Source organism: Paenibacillus sp. S150 (assembly GCF_019352175.1).
Lineage (GTDB): Bacteria > Bacillota > Bacilli > Paenibacillales > Paenibacillaceae > Paenibacillus_AQ.
On record NZ_JACBYI010000002.1, the window covers coordinates 350,494 to 366,232 of the forward strand.

General features: G+C 41.8%; 15 protein-coding genes. 13 read left to right on the forward strand and 2 right to left on the reverse strand.

The genetic code is table 11. From position 1 onward, the window contains the following. The first annotated feature begins 53 nt into the window (after positions 1–53). Entirely contained in the window at positions 54–875 is an 822-nt protein-coding gene (locus tag HYD27_RS04170) for an SDR family oxidoreductase (protein WP_219211801.1), read from the forward strand. Between the two features lie 89 nt (positions 876–964). Beyond that, positions 965–1,543, forward strand: coding sequence for a TetR/AcrR family transcriptional regulator (locus tag HYD27_RS04175; protein ID WP_219211802.1), 579 nt, complete (start codon positions 965–967; stop codon positions 1,541–1,543). Between the two features lie 55 nt (positions 1,544–1,598). Here HYD27_RS04175 and HYD27_RS04180 read toward each other — a convergent pair whose 3' ends face one another. After that, entirely contained in the window at positions 1,599–3,203 is a 1,605-nt protein-coding gene (locus HYD27_RS04180; RefSeq protein ID WP_219211803.1) for a M4 family metallopeptidase, read from the reverse strand. Between the two features lie 367 nt (positions 3,204–3,570). Here HYD27_RS04180 and HYD27_RS04185 point away from each other — a divergent pair, with 367 nt between their 5' ends. Further along, a complete protein-coding gene (locus HYD27_RS04185) occupies positions 3,571–4,002 on the forward strand; it encodes a MarR family winged helix-turn-helix transcriptional regulator (RefSeq protein ID WP_219211805.1) in 432 nt (143 codons plus the stop codon). A gap of 277 nt (positions 4,003–4,279) precedes the next feature. On the opposite strand, the gene HYD27_RS04190 is transcribed toward HYD27_RS04185, so the two are convergent. Beyond that, positions 4,280–4,717, reverse strand: coding sequence for a hypothetical protein (locus HYD27_RS04190; RefSeq protein WP_219211807.1), 438 nt, complete (start codon positions 4,715–4,717; stop codon positions 4,280–4,282). A 99-nt stretch (positions 4,718–4,816) separates the two neighbouring features. On the opposite strand from HYD27_RS04190, the gene HYD27_RS04195 reads away from it, so the two are divergent. From HYD27_RS04195 to pseI, 10 genes are all read left to right on the forward strand, one after another. Further along, complete coding sequence (locus HYD27_RS04195) at positions 4,817–5,797, forward strand: CgeB family protein (protein WP_219211809.1); 981 nt, start codon at positions 4,817–4,819, stop codon at positions 5,795–5,797. 112 nt (positions 5,798–5,909) lie between these two features. After that, entirely contained in the window at positions 5,910–6,680 is a 771-nt protein-coding gene (locus HYD27_RS04200; protein WP_219211810.1) for a glycosyltransferase family 2 protein, read from the forward strand. Positions 6,681–6,721: 41 nt separating this feature from the next. Further along, positions 6,722–8,143 carry a CDP-glycerol glycerophosphotransferase family protein gene (locus HYD27_RS32620; RefSeq protein WP_219211815.1) on the forward strand — a complete coding sequence of 474 codons (1,422 nt, stop codon included), beginning with the start codon at positions 6,722–6,724 and terminating at the stop codon, positions 8,141–8,143. A gap of 24 nt (positions 8,144–8,167) precedes the next feature. Next, entirely contained in the window at positions 8,168–9,367 is a 1,200-nt protein-coding gene (pseC, locus tag HYD27_RS04210) for a UDP-4-amino-4,6-dideoxy-N-acetyl-beta-L-altrosamine transaminase (RefSeq protein ID WP_219211816.1), read from the forward strand. Between the two features lie 17 nt (positions 9,368–9,384). Then, entirely contained in the window at positions 9,385–11,169 is a 1,785-nt protein-coding gene (locus tag HYD27_RS04215; RefSeq protein ID WP_219211817.1) for an N-acetylneuraminate synthase family protein, read from the forward strand. A gap of 10 nt (positions 11,170–11,179) precedes the next feature. Further along, positions 11,180–12,094 (forward strand): aldo/keto reductase, encoded by a 915-nt coding sequence (locus tag HYD27_RS04220; RefSeq protein ID WP_219211819.1) that lies wholly within the window; start codon positions 11,180–11,182, stop codon positions 12,092–12,094. A gap of 1 nt (position 12,095) precedes the next feature. Then, entirely contained in the window at positions 12,096–12,893 is a 798-nt protein-coding gene (locus tag HYD27_RS04225; protein ID WP_219211821.1) for an SDR family NAD(P)-dependent oxidoreductase, read from the forward strand. A 16-nt stretch (positions 12,894–12,909) separates the two neighbouring features. After that, complete coding sequence (pseG, locus tag HYD27_RS04230) at positions 12,910–13,995, forward strand: UDP-2,4-diacetamido-2,4,6-trideoxy-beta-L-altropyranose hydrolase (RefSeq protein ID WP_219211824.1); 1,086 nt, start codon at positions 12,910–12,912, stop codon at positions 13,993–13,995. Continuing rightward, positions 13,982–14,563, forward strand: a complete 582-nt coding sequence (pseH, locus tag HYD27_RS04235; RefSeq protein ID WP_219211825.1) for a UDP-4-amino-4,6-dideoxy-N-acetyl-beta-L-altrosamine N-acetyltransferase — start codon at positions 13,982–13,984, stop codon at positions 14,561–14,563. Before pseG ends, pseH begins: the two co-directional genes overlap by 14 nt. Beyond that, on the forward strand, positions 14,526–15,575 hold the full coding sequence (gene pseI, locus HYD27_RS04240) for a pseudaminic acid synthase (protein ID WP_219211827.1): 1,050 nt from the start codon (positions 14,526–14,528) through the stop codon (positions 15,573–15,575). Before pseH ends, pseI begins: the two co-directional genes overlap by 38 nt. Positions 15,576–15,739: the final 164 nt, after the last annotated feature.

Below are 15,739 nucleotides of genomic sequence, written 5' to 3' on the forward strand. Positions count from 1 at the left end.
TTTAACCGGAATTAGAATGACCGTTCGATCTAATTATACGAGGAGGTTTTATTATGGAGAAGAAAACTATCTTTATCACAGGAACGAGCACCGGACTGGGCAAGCTGACAGCGATTCATTTTGCCAAGCTGGGCTGGAATGTTGCAGCAACCATGCGTACGCCGGAGAAAGAGCAGGAGCTTCAGCACTATGAAAATGTGAAGCTGTTCAAGCTGGACGTGACCCGTGTGGAGCAGGTTCAATCCGCAGCAGATCAGGCGATAGCGGCTTTCGGCAAAATCGATGTGGTTGTCAACAATGCGGGAATGGGGACTTACGGTCCGCTGGAGCTTGCTGAAGAAAAGGATATCGACTGGCAGTTTGCTGTAAATACGCGCGGACCGATTAACATTATTCGTAAGTTCGTCCCTCACTTCAGAGCCAACGGCGGGGGCATGTTCATCAACATCAGCTCATTAATGGGGGTGGCAACCGTTTTACCGCTGGGTTCCCTGTATAATATGTCCAAGTTTGCGCTGGAAGGCCTGATTGAGGGGCTGTATTACGAGCTGAAGCCACAGAATATTGAACTAAGGCTTATTGAGCAGGGCGGGTCTGAAGGCAATAACTTCTTGAATAATATTGTGTGGAACAAAGATGAAAATATCACGGTTTACGATGAGCTGATAGACAAGGTATCTGGCATGATGCAGCACACAGACGGCAGCCGGCTCGATGATCCGCAGATGATTGTCGATGCAATTGCCGCGCTGGCAACAGGAGAGAGCAACAGGTTCCGGACCGTAATCGGAGAAGCCGGAAATGGTCTGCTTGCACTGCGGAATTCCGTTCCCATCGAGCAATATTTGGAGACGATGACGCAGAACTATCAGTAAGCTCCTTGACATGCTGTATGGTCTTGCCTTAAATTAGAATGAATATTCTGTCTAACGAATTATTCATTTCTTGATAGGGGGTAAGCCTTGTGTTCGACAAATATAACAAGGTACAGCAAGCGGTTCTGGAGACTACCCTGGCACTGATCATCGAGAAGGAGCTTCAGGCAACCTCCATGTCCTTGATTGCCAGAAAATCCGGCATATCCACCGGAAGCATTTATCATTACTTCGAGAGCAAGGAAGCCATTGTCAATGAGCTTTACAAAGGAATTGTCAGCTTCAACGGTCAGGCCGTCCTGGAAGGATTCTTCACAGATGAGCCGATTCGTATGCGGCTGGAGCGGGCGTGGGAAAATCTGATCCGCCTGTCTCTGAAGTACCCGCAAGGCTTCCAGTTCATCGAGCAGTATTCTTTTTCTCCATATATCTATGATGAGGTTAAAAAAGCTGCTTATGTGAATGGCTGGTGCACACCGCTGGAGAAGGTATACCAGGAGGCCGTTGAAGCGAAGCTGTTCCGGGAAATGGAGCCTAAATTCATGGTTCAAATGCATTATGGATCAATTGTATATGCCGTCAAAGGCTCATTGAACCATTATCTGACGATGGATGAGGAGGCCATTCGGGGGCTGCTGGATTCATGCTGGCAGAGCTTCAGTATATGACAACAAGACAACAGGCCAGTGATCAGAAATGATCACTGGCCTGTTCATTTAGCTTTTAATACACTTCAACCGCATTATACGCTTTGGTCACAGCCGTGACCTGAGGTGAGCCTGCCCCAAACAGTTCTGTTGCCGACTGGATGACTGCTGTGCGCGCGGCCGAGAAGTTAGAGGAAGTTGTAAGATAATAGACCAGTGCATTGTAATAGATTTGAACGGCGTCCTCGCGGCCGATTCCTGTAACGGAAACACCATTGAATGTGCCGCCCTGAGCCGCCAGGTAAAACGCCTTGTTGTTGATGCCGCTGTTCGTATGCACACCGCCGTAATCGCTGGTGCCGGTATAACGGCTGCTGTATTTGTCCGGCTGCCCGTAGAGCGTTGGATTGGCCAGTGAGCGCAGGGCATCACCCGCAATAGCCGGTGTATAGATATCATCCCCTACCAGCCAGTTATCGCCTTCAATGGAATTCCCGATAATGTCGGAGAAGGATTCATTCAGTGCTCCCGGTTCGCCGTAGTATTCAAGATTGGCTGTGTGCTCGGTCACTCCATGTGTAAGCTCGTGTCCCACAACATCCAAGTCCCCGGATAACTGGGTAAAGGTCACCCCGTCGCCATCACCGAAGACGATCTGCGCTCCATTCCAGAAAGCATTATTGTAAGAGGTGTAATAGTGGACGGTCGAGCGGATCTGCAGTCCGTTGTTGTCGAGGCTGTTCCGGCCAAAATGCTGGAGGTAGTAATCGTAGGTTCTTTCCGCATAGGTATGGGCATCCACTCCGGCTTTGTCCGTCCAGACATTGGTGCTGCTGGTTAGCAGCGTTCCCGGAAGGCTGGTACGGTTCCTGGCCGTATAAGTAACAATGCCGTTGCCGCGTGTGTTGTCGTACAGCTGGTAGGTGGAGCCGGAGAGCCGGGTCTCGAAGGTTTTTGTATCACCGTTAACCCCTGTCCCTGTGCCCGTCAGATGCTCCAGAATATTATATTTGAACAACACACTTCCGTCTTCGGCAGAAATGAAGTAGCGTATCCGCAGCGGCTCCGGTTCGAGCACATTCACTTCTGTTTTATAGGTTAATTTGGGCTCTCCGGCAACGATAAAATAATATAAATCCGCTGCAGGCGTAACTTGGGCCTCGCCAAGCGGGCCGTAATCCTGTGTTGCATCCTTTAAGGCAGCGGAGATGGCTTCTGCTCCGGAAAGGGTCTTAAGCTGAACCAGGGGTTGGGGGAGGGTCTGGTAGACATCTTCAACCACACTTCCGAGCAGTGAGGTGACATTGCCGCTTTTGTCGATGTGCAGAGTTTGGTCCGCTCCATATACCGGAATTCCGGAAATATATTGGCTTAATCGGTAGTGCTGGCTGCCTGTTTTGCTGTTTACCTTTTGTTCCGTAATTTGAAATTTCCCGCGGATATTATCTTTCGAAGATAAATGCAGGCTGCCTTTAACGCTTTCCAGATAAGCATATACCTTATCCTCGGAACCGCCTCCCGCCGGCGCTTTCCATGACTGGCCCGTAATCGAAATAGGGGAAGCTCCCGTGAACAGCTCCGGGGATTTACCGCGCCCATTGTTCTCGGCTGCCGTACCTGCGGATGCGAATGATCCTAATGCTAAGAGGCCTGCAAGAAGGGATGCTAAACTCTTTTTCATAAATATTACTCCTCCGATCCAAATGGTTGGAATTAACCTGTGCCGAGTTCCTGCAGACATTCTTTATCTGGCCTGTACTCAAGCTGCGATCTAGGATGTAAAAGAAAGAGCAGACACAACCCCTTTCCTGAAACTTATAATTACATTCGAATAAGTAATGCGGAAATATAGAAAATAATGTAATTATAGTATTTTTATTATATTTACAGAACTGGTATTCAACTGTGACTATAATCATAATTAATGAAATTAAATTAAAAAATGATAATAATAGAATATATATTCATATTTAATTGAACGTTAGAAGGGCGAAGTGTATGATGTACATATAATTAGAATTCTAACTATTGTAAAAGGAGTTATCCGCATGCCGAAGCGAATTTCGAACACGCCTTTCTCAGATCTGATCCGGGAAATTGGGTTAAAAAAGAAGAAGGAGGCCGATGAGAGACTGGCCGAGCTGGGCATGAATGCCCAACAGGGGCAGATGATCGGCTATATTGCAGAGCATCAGGATAAAGGCTTGATCCAGAAGGATCTGGCGGAGCATTTTAACCGCAAGGAGGCCAGCATCACCAGCATGCTGCAGGGATTGGAGAAAAAGGGATACATCAGGCGGGTAATCCCCAAAGAAAATGAGCGGCAGAAAAAAATATACCTGCTGGAAAAAGCTGCGGTTCTGGTCGAAGAATTCAATGGTATTTTTATGGAAGTGGAAAAAAGCATTACCGGTGGCCTTACGGAGGAAGAAGCGGAGACACTGATGAAATTATTGATTAAGGTGAATTCGGATCTATAGCAGCAGCATAAACAACACTTGAAATATCTTTAAATGTTCAACTGTTTTGGCATATGCTGCCATTCGGATGAATAGTATATTTACATCTATTCCTTCCAGGTTTTTAATAACATCCTATGGAAATTTAATGGAAGGCGTCGGCGGGAATCATTTCATTTTAAAAAAACTCCTTATAGTAGAAGTCTTGTTAGTTCCCTAAAACTAACAAGACTTCTACAAAGGAGTTTTTATTTTAATTAGTACAAGTATGGATTGAGAAATGCTAATTTTAAGAAGTTTATGCAGGCGCGTAAACTTTTCCGGTAATATTGACTGGACCCGTTAGGGTAATATCTCCCTCGAGATCCTCCGGGTTTGAGGCATACACTTGAAATGCATGAAATCCTACGGGTACATCCGTAAGAATGGTCTGGAATGTTGTAGTCATTTCAAGCGGTTCATCTTCACCGTTTGAAATGGACTCTTGCACAGTACTGCCAACAACGGCTCCATCAAAAAAGATTTGAAGGAAGAGCTTGGGCTGATCTGGCGGTGTAGCAAAAACGTTAGTCACCTGCCAGCCTACTGTAGTAGTGATTTCTAAAAAGTTGGTTGCAGTGGGATTGGAAATACCAAATTGCAAGATCAATGCTGGTGTTGCATTAATTGGAATAACAACTCCATTGACCAGGTTTGTCTGGACGCTTCTGCCGAATTCAACTAAGGTGTGTGCCATATGTTCACCTCCACGTATTTTATAAAACATCATATGGCTTATTTTATTTTATGCTAGTGACAATATCCCATTATCTCAAATTTACAAGGAGAGAAGAAAATGAAAATTCTTTTTATTACTTCAGGCTTTAGAGCCGTTTATTACTTTTTTGAACAAAGTGTAGTAAAAGCATTTCAGAATGCAGGCCACTGCTGTGAACCTTTTACAGTAAATAAAGGTCTAAATGCATTACAACTTATGAAACAATCTATGCAGCCGGATCTTATTTTGGCAATGGCCGGATTGAAAATCTCCAAGCCTATCCTGGAATTCATAAAACAAACAAAAGTAAAATCGGCTATTTGGATGACGGAAGATCCTTATTATATAGATTGGACCATTCCGCTTATCACTTATTTTGACTGCATTTTTACCATTGATCAAGCGGCATTGGAACAATATAAAAAACTTGGGCATCCACATGTTTATCATCTTCCGCTGGGAACAGATCCGGAAATGTTTCATTCCACACCAGTCTCTGAAGAGTTCACAAGTGATATTTGTTTAGTAGGCGTGCCCTACAGTAATCGAATTGAGCTTATTGAATTCTTGTTACAGAGAACAGATTATGAAATTCAAGTAGTTGGGAGAGGGTGGGGGAAGCATAATAATGAATGGATAAAAAATTTAAATCGGGATATTCATTTAGTGAATGCCTGGGTAAATCCCGAAACAGTTGTGAATTATTATAATGGTTCTAAAATTGTTCTAAATATCCACCGTCCTTCCGATGAGAAATACAATAAAAACCGCACGGGTATTATTGCCAAAAGCATCAACAATCGTACCTTTGATGCTGCCGGCTGTGAAGCATTTCAACTTATTGATTCTAAAGAAGAGCTGCTAAATCATTTTGAGGAAGGGAAAGAAATTATTTCTTTCCAGGATAAGAATGATTTACTTGAGAAGGTTCATTATTATATTGCGCACGACGAAGCACGCAAACAAATTGCTGTACAGGCAAGAAAACGCGTTTTGACTTCGCACACCTTTCAACAGCGAATCGATCATTTGTTAATGAAGGTTCAAGCCATAATATGAAACCACGCCGTCCTGCATTCTACGCTTTGTTTAAAAATTTAGTCTTATATCCTATTACGTTTTGATTATCAAGACATATTATAGCAAGTAAACAAAATTAGGGGGGGTTATATTGCCAAAGGTATCCATACTAATGACCAGTTACAATAAACCGGCATATATCACAAAGTCCATTCAATCCATTTTAGATCAGACTTTTACAGACTTTGAGCTCTTCTTGATGGATGATAATTCGAATTCAGAAACAATGAAAGTCATTGAGCCATTTTTAAATGATAAAAGAATCAAATTTTATCAGAGTAATATTCAAACCATGAACGAAAGAGTTGAGAAGGTTAGATATGCCGCTCTAATAAATGAAGCCTTGTTAAAAGCGTCGGGTGAGTATATCTCATATGCAACTGATGATAACTGTTATAGAGAAACTAGACTAGAAAAAATGGTGGATTATTTAGAGATCAATCCCAGTGTCATGATTGTCTATTCGGCCTCATTAGTCAATTACCTGAATGAAAAGAATGAGATAACGAGAAAACAATTAAGGCCTGCAAAGAAAATTGTCCCGGTGGCCCCTTGCCAAATCGATCATTGCTCCGTCATGCACAGAAGCTCCGTTCTCCCTGTCATCAGAGAAAAATTCGGCTCATTCTGGGATGAAAATCCCGAATTTTATAGAATCGGGGATGCCAGATTTTTTTGGCGTTTAAATCAATTCTGGGATTTCTATCCGATAGAGAATATTTTAGATGATAACTATATAACAGAATTATCCATTCATTACCAACTGCAGCAAGAAGAAAAGAGTGAATTTATACAAATGCTGCCGCCTCAGAGAACCTGTAAAGAGCTTAGAGAAGATCTAAAAGCAATGAAACAAAAATAAAGGATCTGCCAATATGCATATAACAGGGAGGGATAAAGCGGGTGTCTGTCTATCTGTCAAATTACTGGTCTCTTTATAGTGAATTCATCAATGTGTTAAAGGATTTAAAATATAAAGACATACCCATTGCCCTGATGACGAATTTCTATCAACAAATTAATGATGAACTTAGCAGCGAAATGGAGCATAAAGATTTTGAGATGAAATTGAACGATTCAGGTATTAAGGCACAAAACGAGATTCAGCCTTTTTTTGAAAGGATGGTAGCACCTTTTAAGCGGCCATTTAAGACAAATGTAGAGGGAAAGATATTAATCAATCAAGACTACACAAGGATTTCGGAGAAAACACTAAGCGATCATTTTAGTGGAGATCAAACGATGATTTTGTCACGTTCCAGAACATCTGAAATTTTTGGGATTCCAAATGTATGTATTGGAGGCTTTAAGAGCGACACAAGACATGCGTCAGAAGAGCTGATCAGAATAGCAGCTTCAATTTTAGCCAAATACGAAGGACATCCCGCTTTTAGCAATCCCTTTTTTAGCCAAACCTTCATTAAGCGGATTCCCGGTATTGTAGATGCCATAGAAACAGTTTCTAATCTTTATGATCAAATTCCAATAAGTGCTGTATTGATAGGTACGACCGAGGATGTGGTCAGCCGGTCCCTTGCGGTCGTTGGAGCTGTGAAAGGAATTCCCAGCATTTGTTTGCAGCATGGGATTTTAATGGGGGAAGAAGCATTTATCCCTGTTTTCTCAAGCCATGTTGGGATATATGGAGAATATGAAAAATCATGGTATTTGGCAAGAGGACTTGAAGAAAAACGAATCGCCGTAATCGGTCACCCCCGGTATGATGAAATCTTTACTTCTGCACGGCTGCCCAATCTTACTTTTATTGAGGAACACGGCCTTGACCCAAATAAAATTACGTTATTGCTTGCTACAGGGCCTAGATTAGATGCAGATAAGATACAAATGCTAATCACTGGGCTGGCTGCTAATGAGAAATTTCAATTAATCATAAAACCTCATCCTTGGGAGCTTTCAAAAAGGCTGATTTCAATCTATACGGATTTGGAAGAGAAATATAAATCTGTCCGTGTTATCAAAGATAAAAAAGCAGACACACGTGAGCTGATTTTTAATTCAGATGGTGTCATCGCTTCACTTTCTACCGTTGCATTGGAATCCTTTTTATTTAATAAGCCCGTTTTTGTCTTTCATTTCATTCATGCAAATCGTGAATACGATTATTATAATTCCCTTGAGAGTTATATCCAGAACGAGCCAGCAGAATTGATAAAAACAGTCTCTCACTATTTTGCAAGTGAACAAGAGAAATTAAATTATGAAAATGTGAAAAACAAGTTTTTACTGTCCTCATATAAAATAGAACATTCTGGCGGCGAGCTTTCAAATTTGATTAACCGGTTAATCAATGAAAGACCTGAATAAATGAAAAAGGGAGTGTTTCAAATCATGAGCGAAGATAAACTGGCAATCCATGGTGGAGCTCCCGTACGTGGTCGCTATTTGCCTTATGGAAGACAAGTAATTGATGAGGAGGATATCAAATCGGTTATCAAGGTGCTGCAAAGTGATTTCATAACGACTGGTCCTGCCATTGAACAATTTGAAGCTGATATTGCAAGGTTCACAGGAGCGAAGTATGCTGTGGCCTTTTCAAGCGGAACAGCAGCATTACATGGTGCCTGCTTTGCTGCCGGAATTGGCGAGGGGGATGAGGTTATTACAACACCAATGACCTTTGCCGCCTCAGCCAACTGTGTCTTATACCAGGGAGGACAACCCGTATTCGTCGATATCGATCCGCTAACGTATAACCTGGACCCAACATTAATAAAACAGAACATAACAGAAAAAACAAAAGCAATTATTCCGGTTCATTTTACAGGCCAGCCGGCTGAGCTTGATGAAATCATAAAAATCGCCCGGGAAAAAAAACTGGTTGTGATTGAAGATGCTGCACATGCGCTTGGTGCAAAATATAAGAATAGAAGTATTGGTTCAATTGGTGATATGACGATGTTTAGCTTTCATCCAGTGAAACATATAACAACGGGTGAAGGTGGAATGATTACTACAAATAATGAAAAATTTTATGAGAAATTGCTGCAATTCCGGACACATGGAATCACAAGGAATCAGGGTCTATTAAGGAAAAACGACGGACCCTGGTATTATGAAATGCAATTCCTCGGGTTTAACTACCGGATAACAGATATTCAAGTATCACTGGGCATATCACAGTTAAAAAAAATTGACGGTTTTATCGAAAAGCGCAAGCAACTGGCTGAATTCTATACAAAGGAACTGGGCCCGATAGAAGAAATTATTCTCCCGCATCAGCTTTCACATGTTGATTCGAGTTGGCATCTATATGTTTTAAGACTTCAGCTCTCAAAGCTTACTGCCGGCAGGAAAGAGATCTTTCAAGCCCTGCAAAAAGAAAATATCGGTGTAAATGTCCACTATATCCCGGTCTATCTTCACCCGTATTACGAAAGCTTAGGCTTTCAAAAGGGAATTTGTCCGGTCGCTGAAAGCTGTTATGAAGAATTTATCACACTCCCTTTATTTGCGGGGATGGATCATCGCGATGTGATGGATGTTGTTGATGCTGTGAAGAAGGTGATAAGCCATTATTCCAATAAATAAAGAAGGGAGTGCTCAAGGTGGCAAAAGTGAAGGTCATTGCTGAGATTGCTAATGCGCATTTGGGTGACCCCGCCCGGCTCGCAGAATTGATTATTGCCGCCGCAGATAGTGGTGCAGATGCTGTGAAATTTCAATGGTTCAGATACGACAGTATAGCTGCACCGGACTTTATTTACTATCAAGATTATATTGATTTGTCTATCGACAAGAAAATATGGGCCGATTCTTTAAAACTTGCGAAAGGCTTGGGCTTAGAGGTGTGGGTGGACATTTACGATGAATGGGGGGTTGGGGTATTAGCTGAATTTGAAAATTTCGTTGACGGTTTAAAAGTACCAACAACAGTATTACAGTCCAATACATTAATTCAAGCTTTAAAAAAGTTTGAAAAACCAATATTAATTGGCGTGGGCGGTTGGTTTGAGGAAGAAATTGATAAACAGCTAGCCTATATTAAAAATAACTTTAGGGGTCCAATCATTTTAATCCATGGTTTTCAAGGATACCCTACGCGAACAGAAGATTCAAATCTAAGACGTCTCGCTTACTTAAAACAAAGATATCAATTGGAGGTTGGATTTGCCGATCACGAAGATGCCGACAATGAAATGGCTGTAGACCTGCCTGTCTACGCCTATTTATTGGGGGCAGGAATTATTGAGAAGCATATTACAATTCATCGTTCGAGTAAAGGGACTGATTACTATTCAGCACTAGAACCGCACGAATTTAGAGTAATGGTTGAAAAGCTGCGCAGAGCAGAGGTTGTATTTGGCAGCCTGGAAATAAAAGAATCAGAACGAAAGTATCTTGAGGATTCTTCTTTAAAAATAGTTTCCAGAAAAGGTATTAACCCGGGAGAGATAATTACAGATGAAAAAATAATATATAAACGCTCTTCCGTACCGGATGCATTTATGGCACAAAAGGCCTCAGAACTATTCCCGCTTATCGCAAAATCAGTTATTCCCGCTGATACCCCAATCACCCGCGAAATGGTCAAGAAACCCAAGGTTTGCATTGCAGTTATTTGCAGATTGAAATCAACAAGGCTTCGGCAAAAGGCTTTGCTTCCTATAAATGGTGTTCCTTCAATTGAAAGATGTCTAATCAATTGTTTGGCAGTCCCTAATTGTCATCAAGTAATCCTGGCAACCTCTGACCTTCCTGAGGATCAACCGCTCACGGCCTTCACTTTGGATAATAAGGTGAAGATAGTAACTGGAGATCCAATAAATGTTGCCAAAAGAATGCTTAGAGCTGCTGAAGAAACAAATGCAGATATTGTTGTTCGTGTCACAGGCGACGATCCTTTTGTTTCACCGGAAATTCTTGCCTTTTTAATAGATCATCATTTAAAAAGCGGAGCCGATTTTACCTATGCAAAGGAATCTACAATGGGTACTGTTGGCGATGTAATTACAGTTGAAGCGCTTAGAAGACTATTGCAATTGTTGCAGCATTCAGAAAACCTCATTTATACAGAATATCTGTCTTTTTATTTTTTCAATAATCCAACACTTTTCAATGTGGATTCTATCGTTATTCCGAATAAATGGGTTTTCCCGGATTGGAGACTAACGCTGGATGAACCTAAGGATTTAGAATTATTTGAGAAAATATATAAAGATTTAGATGTTGGAAAAAGGCCGCTTTATTTTGAAGAATTAAAGTCCTTTTTGTTGAATCATCCGGAGTTGATTGAAATTAATAAGGGAATCAAAGTGAAATGGCTGGATGATATATCACTAATTAACGAGTTGAATCAAGCCACAAGATTATATAACCCTGAAAGCTTGTGAGGTTTTTCGGATGAAAAGGTTATCCAGACTTATGCTGGGGACGGCACAATTAGGCGGGAATTATGGTATTGCTAATGCGGCAGGTATTCCGTCCATGCAAAAAAGCTGCGAACTAATTAAATATGCCGTTTCCTCAGGTATCGGTTATTTTGACACAGCACCGGGATATGGTGAAAGTGAGAAAATTATTGGGGATTGTTTAAACAAATTACATTTGAATAGCAGGCCTGTTATTGTGACAAAGCTGCCCTCTGTACAGAGATTAGGATTCCAAACTGAAGAAGAACGAAAAAACGTTGTGTATTCTTCAATAATTTCTTCTCTGAAAAATTTAAGGCTTTCTGCTTTAGAGATGTGTCTTTTGCATGATCCTCTGGATATGAACTACCAAAATGGCGAGATCATTAAAATCCTTAGTGATCTTAAGCAAAGACAAATTATCCATAAAATTGGTGTTTCCGTATATGATCCACAAGATATTGAGATGTATTTGAACTTGGGCTGTTTTGATAGTATTCAAATGCCCATTAATTTGTTTGACCAAAGATGGATACGGGAGGGAATGCTTGAAAAACTATCTGAAAAAGGAATAGAAGTATTCGCACGGAGCATCTATCTTCAAGGATTATTAGTAATGGAACCGGAGAAGCTTCCTGAAAAGCTTAAGCAAGCAAAAAAACCATTGGAACGCTTATCAGAATACAGCAAAGAAACAGGGATATCCATCAAGGAACTTTCCTTTTTGTTTGTAAGGGAGCTTCCAGGTGTATCCAAAATCATCATTGGGTGTGAGACGATCGATCAACTAAAGGAAAATCTCGCGATGATGGAATTACCGCCTTTGAGACAAGAAACGATTAAAGAGATTCATCAATTATTTATGGATATGCCTATAAACATTATTGATCCCAGGAGGTGGAAATAAAATGGAATCTGCAATTAGCGGGATTTTTAATCTGCAGGGCAAAACAGCGGTAGTGACAGGCGGTGCGGGTTATTTAGGAAAAGCGATATCAGAAGGTCTTGCCGAGGCTGGTGCTAATGTCTATATTGTAAGTTCGGATGAAGTGAAGTGTATGGATTTGGCGGAAAGGATTTCCAATGAAACCACATCCAAATGCTTCGGGAAATTTATCGATATTAGAAAAGAAGCATCAATCAAAAAATGTTTTCAGGAAATTTTTGAGGCTACCGGGAGTATTGATATTTTAATTAATAATGCAGCATTCAGTTCGCCAGGAAATTTCGTCACAATGAGTGAAGAGGTTTGGTTAGAAGGCCTGGATGGAACGATTAATGGAACTTATAGATGTACTAAAGCTGTACTGCCTTACATGATGGATCAAAAAAATGGTTCCATCATTAATGTGTCTTCCATGTATGGCCTAGTCTCTCCAAACCCTGAGGTCTATGGCGGCAGCGGGATGGATAATCCGGCTAATTACGGAGCAGGTAAAGCGGCAATTAATCAATTTACCCGTTATGTTGCCTGCCACTTCGGTAAATATGGGATTAGAGCAAATACCGTATCACCTGGACCATTTCCAAATCAATCTGTTCAAGCGGATACAAATTTCATTAAACATCTTGAAGAGAAAAACCCTTTAGGCAGGATCGGTAAACCTGAAGATTTAAAAGGAATCATGGTTTTTCTTGCATCGGCTGCTTCGGGTTATTTAACAGGTGAAAATATTTCTGTCGACGGTGGCTGGACCGCATGGTAAAAGCGGGACTTGGAAAATGAATATAATCTTTCGAGTAGATTCTTCCTACGAAATGGGTACTGGTCATGTCATGCGTTGTCTGACACTTGCCAATGAACTTGAAAAAGAGAAAGCGAAAGTCTCGTTCATTTGCCGTGATTTACCCGGGAATTTAATAAATTATATTACGGATAAAGGCTATCCCGTTTTTTTGCTGCCTTTCCAAACTGACCGGACGAATGCATCCTGGTTACAGGTGGATTGGCAAACAGATGCGATGGAAACAGCACAGATACTTATTAAATCTCCGCCTGTTGACTGCTTGATCATTGACCATTATGGAATCGATCAGAGATGGGAGACCTTCATAGAAGAGAATGTGAAGAAGATTGTTGTGATTGATGACTTGGCTAACCGGCCACATCGATGCAGCATTGTATTAGATCAAAATTGTTCGGATGCTGAGGACCGCTATAAGGATTTAGTTCCAAAAAACTGCGTGAAATTAGTAGGAACCCGTTATGCCATATTCCGTCCAGAATTTCGATTAGCTAAAAAGCAGCTAGCTGACCGTGATGGAAGAATCAACCGGATTCTTGTATTTTTTGGCGGCACAGATCCGACCCATGAAACCTTGAAAACCTTGCAAGCATTTCAGAATTGGAGCGATTTCCCAACTTCCGGGATGCTCGTGGATGTCGTTGTAGGTGAAATGAATCAAGACAGGGGTAGTATTCAACAGATGTGCGGACGTATGCCAGGGGTAACTTATCATTGCCAGATTGATTATATGGCCGCGTTGATGGGGAAGGCCGACCTGTCCATCGGAGCGGGCGGAAGCGCGACCTGGGAGCGATGCTATCTGGGCTTGCCTTCACTTTTAATTATAACTGCGGATAACCAAATGGAAATAACAAAACTGGTGCATGAGAGAGGGGCTGCTTGCTGCTTAGGGGTCAGTGCTGAAGTAACGGCGAAAAGGATTGGGAACGGAATAAGCACAATGCTTGCCAACCCGTTACTGGTGAAAGAGATGTCTGAAAAAGCCCTTGAGCTTATGGGAGAGGATAAATTCAATGACGTGATAAAGATGATTATGGGAGGGGAAAATGGCACACATTAACGACTATAAACTGGAAAATCCAGGTCAAAAAGAATTAATGCTTGTACTGGAATGGCGTAATGCAGATCATATACGTCCTTTTATGAATCATGGTGAATTCATCCCGTTAGAAGATCATTACCGGTGGTTTGAGTCCATGGAAAAAGATGCGAGCAAACTGGTGAAATTGTGTTTTTATAAAGAAAAGCCAATTGGTTTAGTTAACTTTTCACAAATCGATCCCAAGAATAAAACTTGTGAATGGGGCTTGTATATTGGGGATCAAGCCTGTCCGCGGGGGTCCGGGACGATCATGGGGATACTGGCGCTGGACTTGATGTTTAGACATATGCGGAAGGTATGTGCGCAAATACTGGATTTCAACAGCCGGAGCCTGTCCTATCACCACAAACTGGGATTTATTGAAGAAGGCCGGCTGGTCCGGCATATCCGCAAAAATAACCATTACGCCGATGTGGTGCTGATGAGTCTATTCAAGGAACCCTGGGAGCAGCAAAGCGAACGGCTGAAAGAGGAGGTCAGGAACGCACATGAAGGAGATCACCATCGGCAACAAACGCATAGGTAAGGGCCAGCCGCCCTTTATCATCGCGGAAATGTCAGGGAACCATAATCAGTCGCTGGACCGGGCGCTGGACATCGTCAAGGCGGCGGCAAGAGCCGGAGCGCATGCATTTAAAATTCAAACATATACTCCGGAAACGATGACACTTAATATCCAGCATGGAGATTTTAGGATTGAATCAAATGGGCTGTGGAAAGGAAAGTCTCTATTTGAACTCTATCATGAGGCGTATACACCCTGGGAATGGCATCAGACGATCTTTGAATGCTGCAAGAAATTAGGGATGATTCCTTTTAGTACACCGTTTGATGAAACATCGCTTGAATTTTTAGAAACCCTTGATGCTGCTTGCTACAAAATTGCCTCCTTCGAAAATAATGATATCCCTTTATTAAGAAAGGTTGCGTCAAAAGGAAAGCCGATGATTGTTTCAACAGGGATGGCTTCACTTGGTGAAATTGAAAATTTAGTAAAAACAATTTCGGATGCAGGCTGCGATGAACTCATTTTATTGAAATGCACGAGCAGTTACCCTGCGTCACCCGAAAGCTCGAATCTAAATACGATTCCTTATTTAAGAGCTTTGTTTGATTGTCAGGTAGGCTTATCAGACCATACCTTGGGAATTGGAGCAGCAGTTGCGGGTGTAGCCCTTGGCAGTACAGTAATTGAAAAGCATTTTACACTTAACCGAGATGAAGGTGGAGTTGATTCTGCTTTTTCCCTGGAGCCTGATGAATTTGCTTCACTCGTGAAAGAGACTGATGCTGCTTGGAAGTCATTGGGCGGGGTTTCAATCGGTCCAACAAAGGAAGAAGAAAATTCACTTCAATTCAGGCGGTCGATTTATGTTTCTAAGGATATAAAGGCCGGCGAAGTGCTGACAACGAAAAATTTAAGCGTGATTCGTCCGGGATTTGGCTTGGACCCAAAATACTATGATCTACTTTTAGGAAAGCCAAGTAAAAGAGATCTAAAAAAGGGTACTCCATTGAGTTGGGAGCAGTTATTGTAACACCCCCCGGCTCCGAAAGCTCTGCAAATCGCATACAGTTTCTGTGAAAAACAAACCCAGTACCCGGTCCAGCCCGCAGTACTGGGTTTGTGATATTGTATCAGCGGGGAGTATTAATATTACGTAAAATAATAATTTGACGAATAATTAATAATAAGCTATAT